The sequence below is a fragment of the Paraburkholderia sediminicola genome, assembly GCF_046027355.1.
GTDB lineage: Bacteria > Pseudomonadota > Gammaproteobacteria > Burkholderiales > Burkholderiaceae > Paraburkholderia > Paraburkholderia sediminicola_B.
The window spans coordinates 352,048-364,807 of record NZ_JAQQEK010000002.1 but is presented as its reverse complement, the minus strand read 5'-3'; the positions used below and the strand labels follow the sequence as shown (position 1 = coordinate 364,807).

The following is a 12,760-nucleotide window of genomic DNA, read 5'->3' as shown; positions in this document are numbered from 1 at the left end:
GCCGGCGTGCAGTTCATCCAAAGCCTGATACTGCGGAAAGTGCCCACATCCTAGAGCGCCGCCGGTGTCGAAGTCCTCACGAAAAGTTAAATTAAATGTGATAACTCGCTGCCGGGAAATTTTGCACAATGGCGCAAGGGCCGCTTTTCCCGGCGGCCACGCCCGGCCCTCCTCCTCAACCACGCCCTGAACCGCGGCTCTAGCCCACCATGGACAATCTGAAGCGCATCCTGATCGTCGAAGACGACGTCGACATCGCCAACGTGCTGAGTCTGCATTTGCGCGACGAGCGCTATGAAGTCGTGCACAGTGCCGACGGCAATGAAGGGCTGCGCCTGCTGGAACAAGGCGGCTGGGACGCGCTGATTCTCGATTTGATGCTGCCCGGCGTCGACGGACTCGAAATCTGCCGGCGCGCCCGCGCGATGACGCGCTATACGCCGATCATCATCACCAGCGCGCGTTCGAGCGAAGTGCACCGGATTCTCGGCCTCGAACTCGGCGCGGACGACTATCTCGCCAAACCGTTCTCCGTGCTCGAACTGGTGGCGCGCGTGAAGGCGCTGCTGCGCCGCGTCGACGCGCTGGCGAAAGACTCGAAAATCGAAGCCGGCAGTCTGCGCATCGCCGGGTTGTCGATCGATCCGCTCACGCGCGAGGCCGCCGTCGACGGCAAGCCGATCGAACTCACGCCGCGCGAATTCGACCTGCTGTACTACTTCGCGCAGCATCCCGGCAAAGTGTTCTCGCGCATGGACCTGCTCAATGCGGTGTGGGGCTATCAGCATGAGGGCTACGAACACACCGTCAACACCCATATCAACCGGCTGCGCGCGAAGATCGAGGCCGACCCGGCTCAACCCGAGCGCATCCTGACCGTCTGGGGTCGCGGCTACAAGCTCGCCGTGCCCGGCGAGCCACTCGCGCCCGCCGGCGCACCGAAGGACCCATCGTGAATCTGACGCTGACCCAGCGGCTCTCGCTCGTTTTCTCCGTGCTGTTGCTGGCATGCTGCGGCGCGTCGGCCTTCCTGCAAATCCGGTCGAGCGATCTGCACGAGAAGGAAGTCATACAAAGCCTGTCGCGCAATCTCGCCGACCATATCGCTCATGGCAATTCGCTGATGGACGCCAACGGCTTGCGGCCCGACGCAGTCCGGCAATTGTTCGGCCAGCTGATGAGGGTGAATCCGAGCGTCGAGGTCTATCTGCTCGATAACCAGGGGCGCATCAAAGGCGACGACGCGCCCGCGGGACACGTCAAGCGCGAGCAGGTGAATCTTGCGCCGATCCGGCAGTTCATCGCAGGAGACGCGTTGCCGATTCTCGGCGACGACCCGCGCAGCGTCGACGGTAAAAAGGTGTTCAGCGCCGCGCCGCTGCAACTGAGCGGACAGGCGCCGTCGGGGTATATCTACGTGGTCCTGCTCGGAGAGGAACACGACGCGCTCGCCGCGCGCGTGGCGGCCAGTTCCGTGCTGCGCACGACCTTGTGGTCGATGGCGCTGGTCGCCCTGTTGGGCTTGCTCGCCGGTTTGACCGCTTTCGGCCTGATCACGCGGCCGCTGCGCCGCCTCACCGACGCCATGCGCCGCTTCGATGCGGAGGGCGAGCCCGACACGCAGCCGAGCGTGCCGCGTTCGTCGCCGGCCGGCCGGCGTGACGAAATCGCCGTGCTCGAAGCGACGTTCGCACAGATGGCGCACCGTATCGGCGAACAATGGCGCGCGCTGACGCGGCAGGACCAGCAGCGCCGCGAGCTGATCGCCAATATTTCGCACGACCTGCGCACGCCGTTGACGTCGCTGCACGGTTACCTCGAGACACTGTCGTTGAAGTCCGACACGCTCGGCGAAACGGAGCGCAAACGCTATCTGGCGATCGCGCTCGCGCAAAGCGTCAAGGTGGGCCGGCTCGCGCAGGCTTTGTTCGAACTGGCGAGGCTCGAGCACGGCAACGTGCAACCCGCGCTTGAGCAATTCTCGCTAGTCGATCTGGTACAGGACGTCTTCCAGAAATTCGAATTGCCGGCCGAAGCGCGGCACATTCAGTTGCAAGCGAATATTCCGCCACGCCTGCCGAACGTCAGCGCCGATCTCGGCATGATCGAGCGCGTGCTGACGAATCTGCTCGACAACGCGATTCGCCATACACCCACTGAAGGATCGATCGAAGTCGCTCTCGCGCATAAGGAGGGCAAGGTGTCCGTCACGGTCAGCGACACGGGCCCGGGCATTCCGCCCGAGCAGCGCGAAGGTCTGTTCGAGCGTCCATTCAGCTCCGGCGGCGCGCACCGGGGCGGCGGACTGGGATTGCTGATCGTCCAGCGCATGCTGCAACTGCACCATAGCCAGATACGACTGCTCGACACGGCGGGAACGGGCACGACCTTTTGCTTCGAGTTGCCGACGGCCGCCACCCGGTCGAGTGCCGCCGGCGTCCTGATGTGACGAGGCGCGCTTTATTCCGCTGCGGGTCCAGGCTCAGATCAGCAAGTCCTCATAGAACGCGCCGAATGGCCGGGTCGGATGGGCGAGTTGGATTTCCAGAATCCACAGGCCCGCGTCCGGGCAATCGGCGAAATCACCCAGGTTGCCCGCCTTGTAGATCGCGTGCGGAAAGTCGCTCACGCGATGACCCTTGATATCCAGATTCAGACGCCAGCCGAGTGCCGCGGCGCGCTGCTCCGCGAACTCGTATAGCGCTTTTCCGCCAGCGCGGGTCGTGCGCCAATGATGTTCCACCTCGTCGAATACGGTTTTCGCGGCATCGGCGCAGGCCTTCATCTCAGCGTCGTTGCCGACCACGAAGGTGGCGCCCGCATCACCTTCGTGCCCCTGAAAAACGACGCCGAGGTCAACGAAAAAAATATCGTCGTCCTTGAGCCTCGGGTCGCCTTCCGACTGCTCCTTGAAAACCTTCAGCGTGTTTTCGCCGAAGCGCACCAGGATCGGATGCCAGATACGGTCCATGCCCATATCTCTGAGCACGTCATGGCATTCGACCCTTGCCTCCGACTCCAGCATGCCAGGCTGTACCCGTCGCGCCAGCCGGTTCACGACTTCCCACGTCTTGCCCTGCGCATATTTCATCGACTCGAGCACGTATTTGCTGCCGACCGCCTGCTTCGCCGCTGCTTCCATCCACTCTCTCCGGTTATATCCACCTGAATATAGCGAGCAGAAAGTCCAGTGTCCACGGCGCACGTCACCTTACTGTGTGTCATAAAGACGACAACTACCTACGAATTCGTTTACGAGAAGTTAACAGGCCGATATATTCCGCAAGACATAACGGGACAAGACGGCTCGCTTCTCTCAAAGACACTCGCGCGCCGGACCGATTCGCCGATGCTCCGACGCGTCCGTCACCAGGCGGTGCCGATCACGCACAACGTGGTCGTCGTCTCGCCCCCGTTCAATCGCATTCTTCAGACATCGATCCTTCCCTGCGCGGCCTCGTGCGGCTTTGCCGTGGGCGCTCGATCCATGTCTGGTGTCGTTTGCCAACCCGGTTCGCGCCGCGCGCAGCAACACGCGCCGCGCAGCCACCCTATAAGAAGAAGGAAAAGATGAAAAAGACCCTGCTCGCAGCCGCCGTCCTCGGAAGCATCACGCTCAACGCACAGGCACAAAGCAGCGTCACGCTGTACGGCCTGATCGATGCCGGTATCAGCTACGTGAACAACGCCCGCGCCGGCACGGGCCACGACCACCTCGTCAAATACGACGACGGCGTTGCCTCGGGCAGCCGCTGGGGCCTGCGCGGCACGGAAGATCTGGGCGGTGGCCTGAAGGCGCTGTTCGTATTGGAAGGCGGTTTTAACAGCGGCAACGGTACGCTGGGCCAGGGCGGCGCACTGTTCGGCCGTCAGGCTTATGTCGGTCTGTCGCAGAACAACGTCGGCGCGCTGACGTTCGGCCGCCAGTACTCGTTCTCGACGGACTACCTGGGCGGCACATATTCGACCGGCAGCCAGACCGCTGCAGGCAACTACGCTTATCACATCAACGACGTCGACCAGTTGACGTCCAGCCGCATCAACAACGCGGTCAAGTTCAGCAGCGCGAACTTCTCGGGCTTCACGTTCGGCGCGTTGTACGGCTTCTCGAACCAGGCAGGCGCTTTTGCCGGTGCGCCGGCAACCGGCACGGCCGCGGCACCGGTCGCGGGTTCGTCGCGCGCGTATAGCTTCGGGGCGAACTACGCGAACGGCCCGATCAGCGTCGGCGCTGCGTACACGGACATCCGTTTCCCGAGCCAGGCCGTCCCGACCTTCTCGACCACCCTTGCAAACGTGACGACAGGCAATGTGCGCGACCTGCGTACGTACGGTGTCGGCGGCCGTTACACGATCGGCGCGGCCACACTGTGGGCGCTCTATACCAATACACGTTTCGAAACGCTGACGGGCGCCGCGACCACGTTCACGGCTTACGATGCAGGCGCGAAATACGCGTTCACCGCGGCCTTGACGGTCGGCGCGGGCTACACGTACATGCATTTGAGCAACGCGAACACAGGCCACTGGAATCAGGGTGACCTGAGCGTCGATTACGCGCTGAGCAAGCGTACCGACGTGTATGCGCTGGGTATCTACCAGATCGCTTCGGGCCACAACACCGCAACGGGCGACGTGCAGGCGCAGATCGGCTCGAGCACGAGCTTCTTCGGTCCGTCGGGTCCGGGCGCGGACAACCAGTTGGCATTCCGCGTCGGCATTCGCCATCGCTTCTGATGTATACGTTCCTCGCCACGGCGAGGAACGCTGTTAGTCGAGCGGTATCTCGCCGCTCACCAACCGACGAGCTTCAGTGTCTGCACTTCTCTTTGTGCTGCACACTGAAGCTCGTCGTCGTATCCGGGGTCGTGAATGACGTGCTTTTCCACCGCCGCGCAGTCACCCGAAGCCACAGTCGGCGTCGTCGTAGCCGCGACGGCCTTTCACGAACCTTGAGAATCAGACGTTGATCGCCGCCTTCCGAAGCCGACGACGTTCCAGCCAGTTGCGTAACTGCCCCACCACGAACGCGCCGATCAGCAACGACAAATACAGCATCAGGATGTTGTGGCGCCATGTGTCGAGCGCAAGTTGATGCGCGACCAGCTTTGGGTCAGCCTGCAATGGCCCGACGCGAAGTGCCAGGACTGCTTGCTTCATTCGAACAAAACCCGCGGCGGACAGCATGGGCACCAGAACGAGCAGCGCAATCAGAAAGGGCTTCGCGCGCCGCGCCGCCGCACGATGACGCATACGCAACCACAGTCCCAGACAACCATGCACCCAGCCCGGCGCAAGCAGTGCAAGCTGCAAACCTTGCGTGCCACTGGTGATGAGCGATATCACGATACGCTCGTAGTTCGGTTCGAAACCGTACAGCGACGAAGCGAGCCGGGTGGACACCACATGGCGGATCAGCAGCAGAGGCAGACTCAGTCCCGCCCAAAGCCGAACCCATTCAGTGAGCGGCAGTTTCCAGTGACGGCGCCCGTAGATCGTTCGCAGCGCCAGCGAAAAATGCAATAACGACGCGCCATAAAGAAGCACCGTTCCCGGCGCACTGCGCCACACCCGCAGCGCCAACACAAGACCGCGCCCCGCAAGATCCAGCGACCAGATCCCGAGTGCGTGATTCACCAGGTGCAGGGAGAGATAGACCAGCAGAACCACGCCGGACACGAGCTGACAGCGGCGCAGGAGAGTATGGACGGTCGATTCCCTCACAACGCGAGCAGACAAGCCCAGTGGCCGCCGAAAAGGCGCTATCGGCGCCCGCCCGGCGGCTCGCAGCATGTCGCCCGGAAACAGTGGCTTCCAGGTCGCAATACGCGTTCGATTCATTTCGCCCCCCACGCGAGAGGCCGTTCCTGCCGATTGCCACCCGTTTTGTGATTCACCGGCGTCTGGCGAATAGCGTCGGCAAATTTCTGCAGCGCTGACAGCGAACCGCACACGCTGTGGTATTCCTCCCGGCCGATCCGGGCGTCGAGAATAACCGCCATTCCCGATTGACGGGCCATATCGATGATGTCCATTTTGATCACCCCCAATTCGTGTCTTCACGCACTGCAAGACGCCGAATCCCAGGCGGTTATTCCCGCGCTCCTTTCAACGCGCTGCCGGGAATAAGAAATCCACTCCGCTGGTTTACCGGTTCAGAGCGTGCTGATGCCGACTCGCGTCGAGTTCGAAAATTGCGCTCGCACATTGAGGAGTATTGATATGAAACTGACCTCTCTGAACCGTCTCACGGTCCGCGTTGTAGCCGGCGCACTCGTTGCAAGCGCCGCCTTTCTGGCAACGGCAAGCGGTGCCTATGCGCAAACGTCGGCCACACCCGGCACGCATCAGGTCACGCGCGCCGAAGTGCGGCACGAACTCGAGGAGTTGGAGGCCGCCGGCTACGACCCGTCTCGCGGCGACGAAAGCGACTATCCCGCCGATATTCAGGAAGCGGAAAGAAAAGTAGCCGCCATGCACGCAGCCCAGCAGAGCGCGCTCGACGACAACCAGCCGGCAATGCAAAACATGCCCATGCATTGATGGCGTTCCGGTGTGTGTGAACCTGTGGACAGCGGGTTCTCCTTTTGAGCGTCGGTTTTCTTCGGATCGACGCTCCTTTTTTCCCGCATCGAACTCACCGTGGGTGGGTGCTCGCGTCTAGCGGCTGGAAGCGAAACCGCGGCTGGAGATCGAGATGGAATTGCCGTCGGGGTCCTTGGCATTGGCAAATGTGTAGCCGTCCGCCCGATGCGTCGCGCCGAATCGCAGGCCGTCCTTTGCGCACTGCTCCTTGAACGTTGTTATCAATGGTTGATTGTCGGCGAGAAACCGGCTGGCCTTATGAGTTATTTGGGCAGATGTTCACCCGCGAGTGTTAACTCATCCGGCCTTTTCGGCAAGACCCCGGTACCATCAAAAAACGAGGCAGCCTTGCTGCCTCAATCGTCATCACATCTGACTCAGCATCACACTGTTCAATGTGCGCCGCACGATCGGCGCGAGCGACGCGCCCAGCCGCTCGCCCTGACGTTCGTCGATCAGACTCGTCAAAAGCTTGGAAAAACGCGGCTCTTCGACACCCGACACGATGTACTGCCAGCGATACGCATCCAGCATCCCAGCTTTCACGCGCGCCTGTTCGTGATCCGTGAACGTGCGCCCGGCATTGGCGAGAAAGTACTCCGCATCGGCTTCGGCCTGCAATTGCAGCAAACCGTCCACCGCGCCGATCAATTCGATCAGGTCGCCAATCGCCGCATCGCGCGCCGTGGCATCGAGCTTCGCGTCGTCACGCACCCATTCGAGTTCGTCGATGATCGCGTGCTGCGACTCTTCCTTCCAGTGAAACAGGAACACGTCCTTGAACAGTGGCGACAGACTGTCGTCAACTTCCATGCTCTGGCGATAATGCACTTGCGTCACGATCTCGATGCAGCAGGTCAGCGCGAGAATGGCCCACGTCGATTTGCCGAGCACGAAGTTCGCGACGTCGTCGGTCGGCGGCAGAAAACGGTAACCCGCCGGCATGTCTTCACCGGCCAGTATCTCGATGCGGCGGAACAGTTCCTGATGCTTCAGTTCCTCTTCGGTGAAGCGCATCACGGCTTCGAGCGCGATCTGGTCGCCCAGCGCGTGATCGCGGCCCACTTCGAGCATCTTCGCGGCGACAAAACGCTCGACCAGCCGGAACATGTTCGCGTAAGTACGTCCCTGCACCTGCGACATCAACCGGCGGTCGCCCGCGTTCAGGAACGGTAGCCGGTCGACTTCCGTGAGACCGTCGGGCAGGAACTTGTGCGAGAGATCGAAACGGCGTCCGCGAATCACGTCGCGGTCGATATCCCAGCGGATACGCCGGGACACTTCAATACATTTCGCGTAACGCTGGGACGGCAACTCGGCCTGGATCGCATTCATGGCACTACTCCTCGATGGAAAAGGGATTCGAGCGGCGCGGCGAGATTTCGCGTGGGTCACCGTCTGAATCGAATTTTCCGTGGCGGAGTGGAAGTGCACATGAGGCGGCGGTCCCGGCAGACAGCCGGGATAGCGTGGATTCGTGCGATGCGAGGGGGCCTATGTCCCGGATCGCCGGGCAGGCCCGATACCGTCACGCTGCGGGCGAATCGAAACCCGCCTTGCGGGCAAGCACGATGGCCTGCGAACGGTTCTCCACTTCGAGCTTCGCAAAGATGCTCGTGATGTGATTGCGCACGGTCTTTTCGCTGAGCGCGAGTCGCGCGGCAATCTGGGCGTTATCGCGTCCGCCCGCAATCAGTTCGACAATGTCGCGCTCGCGCGGCGTCAGCGTGGCGAACACGGGGTCGATGCCGACGTCGGCGGAGAGGAAGTTTCTGATTTCTTCACGCCAGCGCAGCCACGCGGGCTCCGTATCGAGCAGCAGATGATTTTCGCTTTCGAGCGGCACGAAACGCGCATCCGGGATCTGCCCCGCGAGCAGGCGGCTTTCTTCGAAGGGCACGCGGGCGTCGCCGCTGGCGTGCAGCACAAGCGTCGGGCACGTGACCTGTTCGAGCAGATCGACGACATCGATCTCGTTGAAGACCCGCATGATTCGCGCGGCGTTGCGCGGCGTGGTGGTCATGCGTTCGAGTTCGTTGAACCAGCGATGCTGCTCGGGCGTGCCGCCAGGGATGAACTGCGTCGTGAAGAATTGCCGGAAGGCCGGATTTTGCTGCCCCCAGCCGAGTTCGGCGAGCTTGACGAGCGTTTCGGCCTCGTCGCGCATCGCGTCGCCGCCCTGCCGCTTGAGCTTGCCGCGCGCATAGCCGCCGTAGAGTATCAGTTGCTTCACGCGCTCCGGATGCGCGACCGCATAGGCGACCGAAATCGACGCACCCTGCGATATGCCCAGCAAGGTGAAGCGTTCGACGCCGCTCGCGTCGATCACCGCCTCGAGATCATGCAGCCAGGCTTCGAACGAAATCTCCGCTACGTCGCGATCAGACAAGCCGCAGCCGCGCTGGTCGTAGCGCACGAGCGTGTGCTTGCGGCTCAGTTCCTCGACCAGATGACTCCATACGGGACTCTTCAGATCGAGTTCGAGATGGCTCAGCCAGTTTGCAGCCTTGACGATCGCCGGACCGGTGCCCGAACTCGCATAGGCAATGCGTACGCCGTCGCTGCTGGTACAGAAACGTATCTGCTGCCGGAGACTGGGCGGACTAGCGGACATGACACGCGGAATCTGGTTGTGGGCTGGAGAGGCCGTGATTTGTCGGAGGAAAGAAACTTCCCGCTACCCGCGCGGGGTGACGTCATGGGCAGCTTTCAACATAGAAAGCCGTCGCGATGTAATCAAACGCTGCAAACGTTTGAGCGCGGACGCGGGACGTGCCGTGGCGCAGGGGCATTTCCCGAAACACCGACTTCGTGATTGCCTTGCCGAGCTTCGTCTTTTCCGAACCTTCGCTTCGCAATTAGCAGGTTTATCCGATCCTGAACGTACCGCAGACTGAAGCTCATCTTCACTACGGACATCGTCCAAGCAAGGAAAAAACATGCGAACCTATCCGCGTAACAGCCCGCAAGCCGCAGCACGCATCGTCGCGCTGGCCCTCACTTCGGACGGTCACGTGTGCAGTTCGGAAGAGCGCGTGCTGCAGCGATTGAATATCGCCGGCGAACTCGGTCTCGCGCCCGCGCAATTCGAGCAGATCGTGCAAACGTTCTGCGAGGACCATTCGGTCGCGCATCCGTCGTTCGCGCCACCAGTGGGCCGTCTCGATCCGGCCATGCTCACCACCTTGATCGACGAGATCGACGATCCTGCGTTGCGCCGCAAGGTCATTCGCCTATGTGTCGCCGTGGCGGTCGCGGACGATTATCTGGCGGACGGCGAAATCGCCCTGCTCGCCGCCATGCTGAACGCGTGGGGACCCAACCTGACGCCGGCCGCCAATCGTCACGGGCTCCCGTCGCGCGTCGTGCGCGGTTATCAGCGCGCGCCCGCCACCACCTGAGAAGCGAGCCCATGATGTTGCCCGCGACGCGAGCGGATGGCGTGAATCTCCTCGATCACGCCATCCGCGCGACCGAGCCAACGCAGGCCCCGCAGCAGCGACAGATCCTCCGCGCCGAGTTCCGCGAGCGGAAACACGCCGAGGCCGCGCGCGGCGAACACCGCCATCAGCGCGCTGTCCTCGAATTCGCCGACGATGCGCGGCCGGATGCCCTGCGCGTCGAACCACCGGTCGAGCCGCGCGCGCAAGGCGGCGTGGCGGGTTGGCAGAAGCACGGGCACGTCCGCGAGGCATTGCGGAAAGCCCGCGCGCGCGGATTTGCGGACGATTTCCGCCGGGCCGTACCAGTCCACCGGCGAGCCGGCCAGGCGCTGGCTCAGCACGCGCAGATCGGCATTGTGCGGCGCCGGCTGGCAAGCGAGCACCAGATCGAGCCGATGCAGCGCGAGTTCCGACATCAACTCGGCATGCTCGCCCTCGTGACACAGGAGCCTGAGCGACGGCGTACCGAGCACCGGCGCCAGCAGCGCGTGCGCCGCGAGCTTTGAAATGCCATCGGAAAGACCGACGGCGAGCCGCGCCACGCCTTCCCCACCGGCCTCGCGCATCTCGTCGAGGAGCGCCTCGCCGAGCTGAAAAATCTGCTCCGCGCGATTGAACGCCGTCTCGCCGGCTTCCGTCATCGTGACGCCGCGCCCAGCCGGTTTCAGCAATTGGCGCCCGATCGATTTCTCCAGCTCCCGCACCTGCGCGCTGATGGTCTGCACCGCCATGTCGAGCCGTTCGGCCGCGCGCGCAAAGCCGCCCTCTTTCACGACGATCCAGAAATAGTACAGATGACGGTAATTGAGCATGGCGTGACACTTCGAAAAAAACGATATGTCGCTCAGCGTATCACTGATTTATCCGAATCAAGGAGGAGGCGATCATGGCGTTAATCCGACATCACCCGTATTCATTCGCCCACGGACACCATGGACACTCTGCTCACACTCGTTGCCGACCCCGCCGCCTGGGCCGCGCTCCTCACGCTGGTCGTGATGGAAATCGTGCTCGGCATCGACAACCTGATTTTTATTTCGATCCTGAGCAACAAGCTGCCGGAAGCGCAACGGGCGCGCACGCAGCGCATCGGCATCATGCTCGCGCTCGTCATGCGGCTCGGCCTGCTCGGCACGGTTGCGTGGATCGCGCAATTGACCGCGCCCGCCATTACGCTCCTGGGCCACGCGTTTTCGTGGCGCGATCTGATTCTGCTCGGCGGCGGCCTGTTCCTCGTCTGGAAGGCGACGCGTGAGATCCACCACCACGTGGTCCATGCGGAAGAGGAACGCAGCAAGGCGGGCAGCACCGTCCAGTTGACCGTGGCGGCCGCGATCGGCCAGATCCTGGTGCTCGATATGGTGTTCTCGGTCGACAGCATCATCACGGCGGTCGGCATGACCGAACACATGCCGATCATGTTCGTCGCGGTGATCAGCGCGGTCCTGGCAATGCTGTTCGCCGCGCGCCCGCTGTCACGCTTTATCGATCGCAATCCGACCATTGTCACGCTCGCGCTCAGCTTTCTGCTCGTGATCGGCATGACGCTGATTGCGGAAGGTTTCGGCTCACACGTGCCTAAGGCCTACATCTACGTGGCGATGGCGTTCTCCGCGTTCGTCGAGGCGATGAACATGCTGGTGCGTCGCGCGAAATCGAAGCGCACTCAGCACCGGGCAATGATCGATAGCGTGTGATGGTTTGTTTCCGGATCGGGCGCTCGCCCGGTCCAGCATTCGATGTCTTTCTACTCTTGAGGAGCGACACCATGAAATGCCCCGTTTGCAAGACCACCGACCTGCTGATGACCGAGCGTCGCTCGATCGAAGTCGATTACTGCCCGGACTGCCGGGGCGTGTGGCTCGATCGAGGGGAACTCGACAAACTGATCGCGCAGGACGCCGCGAGTACCGACGCACCGCCCGCGCCGCGTGCGAGCCGCGATAGCCATCGGGAGCGGGACCATTCGTACGATACCCACCGTGGCTACGACGATCGTCGAACGGACTATCGGACGCAGAAGAAAAAGCGCTCGATTTTCGACGTGTTCGATTTCGACTGAGCGCCGTCAGCCATGAAGGAAGAAGCGCCGGGAACGTTCCGGCGCATATCGCACTAGCGTGCTTTGCCGCGAGCGCTCTTGCCGGCGTTGCCGGCGCGAGGCGCGTCTTTACCAGCAGGCGCAGCGCCGCCGTTCATTTGCTCCATCCACGACAAGGCGTCGACGTAGGATAGAAACTGCTTGAGGTAGCCCGGCGAAACTTCGCGCATGAGCGAGAGCGCCCGGTGCACGAGGCTGCTCGAGTTGAGCGGACCGGCGTTCCCAGGCACCTGCTCCAGCGACTGCCGCATCTGCTTCTCGGTACGGACTTTCGACCAGACCTCCCTGAAGTAATCGAGCGCGGGCAGTTCGGGATAGGAAGCGGCGCGTGGCAAACCGATCGCCGCGGGCACATGATCCTGACTCGCGATGTAGTCGACAAGGCTCTTCAGCGTTGCATGCGCGGGTTCGTTCGCGGCGTGGGCAACAGCGTCGTCAGCCGGAGATGCCGCGCGTTCGATATGCCCGGCATACGCGTCCAGCAGACCGGCTAGCCTCTCGTCCAGAATCCGCCGCGCTTCGCCGCTATGGTCGGCCGCGCGCCGCTCGAGCGCCTCGATGAAATGGAAGCGAACAGGATCCAGGCGATCGGCGCCGCGCTCGCGCCACGCGTCGAGCATCGCACGGGCTC

General features: G+C 62.5%; 14 protein-coding genes. 7 read left to right on the top strand and 7 right to left on the bottom strand.

What is annotated here, in order from left to right; all coding sequences use genetic code 11:
• Positions 1-209 precede the first annotated feature (209 nt).
• Positions 210-956 carry a response regulator transcription factor gene (locus tag PQR42_RS04890; protein WP_408205103.1) on the top strand — a complete coding sequence of 249 codons (747 nt, stop codon included), beginning with the start codon at positions 210-212 and terminating at the stop codon, positions 954-956.
• A complete protein-coding gene (locus PQR42_RS04885; RefSeq protein WP_408382780.1) occupies positions 953-2,449 on the top strand; it encodes a HAMP domain-containing sensor histidine kinase in 1,497 nt (498 codons plus the stop codon). Before PQR42_RS04890 ends, PQR42_RS04885 begins: the two co-directional genes overlap by 4 nt.
• 33 nt (positions 2,450-2,482) lie before the next feature.
• Here the strand turns inward: PQR42_RS04885 and PQR42_RS04880 are convergent, their stop codons facing one another.
• Entirely contained in the window at positions 2,483-3,142 is a 660-nt protein-coding gene (locus PQR42_RS04880) for a M24 family metallopeptidase (protein ID WP_408382778.1), read from the bottom strand.
• 428 nt (positions 3,143-3,570) lie between these two features.
• On the opposite strand from PQR42_RS04880, the gene PQR42_RS04875 reads away from it, so the two are divergent.
• On the top strand, positions 3,571-4,737 hold the full coding sequence (locus tag PQR42_RS04875; RefSeq protein ID WP_408382776.1) for a porin: 1,167 nt from the start codon (positions 3,571-3,573) through the stop codon (positions 4,735-4,737).
• A 222-nt stretch (positions 4,738-4,959) separates the two neighbouring features.
• On the opposite strand, the gene PQR42_RS04870 is transcribed toward PQR42_RS04875, so the two are convergent.
• Together PQR42_RS04870 and PQR42_RS04865 are read right to left on the bottom strand one after the other, a co-directional pair.
• Complete coding sequence (locus PQR42_RS04870) at positions 4,960-5,841, bottom strand: hypothetical protein (RefSeq protein WP_408382774.1); 882 nt, start codon at positions 5,839-5,841, stop codon at positions 4,960-4,962.
• Positions 5,838-6,035 carry a hypothetical protein gene (locus PQR42_RS04865; protein ID WP_408205098.1) on the bottom strand — a complete coding sequence of 66 codons (198 nt, stop codon included), beginning with the start codon at positions 6,033-6,035 and terminating at the stop codon, positions 5,838-5,840. The genes PQR42_RS04870 and PQR42_RS04865 overlap by 4 nt, the downstream gene beginning before the upstream one ends.
• A gap of 187 nt (positions 6,036-6,222) precedes the next feature.
• On the opposite strand from PQR42_RS04865, the gene PQR42_RS04860 reads away from it, so the two are divergent.
• Entirely contained in the window at positions 6,223-6,543 is a 321-nt protein-coding gene (locus tag PQR42_RS04860) for a DUF4148 domain-containing protein (RefSeq protein ID WP_408205097.1), read from the top strand.
• 408 nt (positions 6,544-6,951) lie between these two features.
• Here the strand turns inward: PQR42_RS04860 and PQR42_RS04855 are convergent, their stop codons facing one another.
• A complete protein-coding gene (locus PQR42_RS04855; protein ID WP_408382772.1) occupies positions 6,952-7,920 on the bottom strand; it encodes a hypothetical protein in 969 nt (322 codons plus the stop codon).
• Positions 7,921-8,113: 193 nt separating this feature from the next.
• Positions 8,114-9,199, bottom strand: a complete 1,086-nt coding sequence (locus PQR42_RS04850) for an alpha/beta fold hydrolase (RefSeq protein ID WP_408205095.1) — start codon at positions 9,197-9,199, stop codon at positions 8,114-8,116.
• A 325-nt stretch (positions 9,200-9,524) separates the two neighbouring features.
• On the opposite strand from PQR42_RS04850, the gene PQR42_RS04845 reads away from it, so the two are divergent.
• On the top strand, positions 9,525-9,986 hold the full coding sequence (locus tag PQR42_RS04845; RefSeq protein ID WP_408382770.1) for a TerB family tellurite resistance protein: 462 nt from the start codon (positions 9,525-9,527) through the stop codon (positions 9,984-9,986).
• Here the strand turns inward: PQR42_RS04845 and PQR42_RS04840 are convergent.
• The gene (locus PQR42_RS04840; protein WP_408205093.1) at positions 9,962-10,840 is read right to left on the bottom strand and encodes a LysR family transcriptional regulator; all 879 of its coding nucleotides are present in this window, start codon (positions 10,838-10,840) and stop codon (positions 9,962-9,964) included. The genes PQR42_RS04845 and PQR42_RS04840 overlap by 25 nt on opposite strands.
• Before the next feature lie 120 nt (positions 10,841-10,960).
• Between PQR42_RS04840 and PQR42_RS04835 the strand changes: the two genes are divergently transcribed.
• Both PQR42_RS04835 and PQR42_RS04830 read left to right on the top strand, forming a co-directional pair.
• Positions 10,961-11,725, top strand: a complete 765-nt coding sequence (locus tag PQR42_RS04835) for a TerC family protein (RefSeq protein ID WP_408205092.1) — start codon at positions 10,961-10,963, stop codon at positions 11,723-11,725.
• 71 nt (positions 11,726-11,796) lie between these two features.
• Positions 11,797-12,090 carry a TFIIB-type zinc ribbon-containing protein gene (locus PQR42_RS04830; RefSeq protein WP_408205091.1) on the top strand — a complete coding sequence of 98 codons (294 nt, stop codon included), beginning with the start codon at positions 11,797-11,799 and terminating at the stop codon, positions 12,088-12,090.
• A gap of 53 nt (positions 12,091-12,143) precedes the next feature.
• On the opposite strand, the gene PQR42_RS04825 is transcribed toward PQR42_RS04830, so the two are convergent.
• Positions 12,144-12,749, bottom strand: coding sequence for a DUF2894 domain-containing protein (locus tag PQR42_RS04825; RefSeq protein ID WP_408383027.1), 606 nt, complete (start codon positions 12,747-12,749; stop codon positions 12,144-12,146).
• Positions 12,750-12,760: the final 11 nt, after the last annotated feature.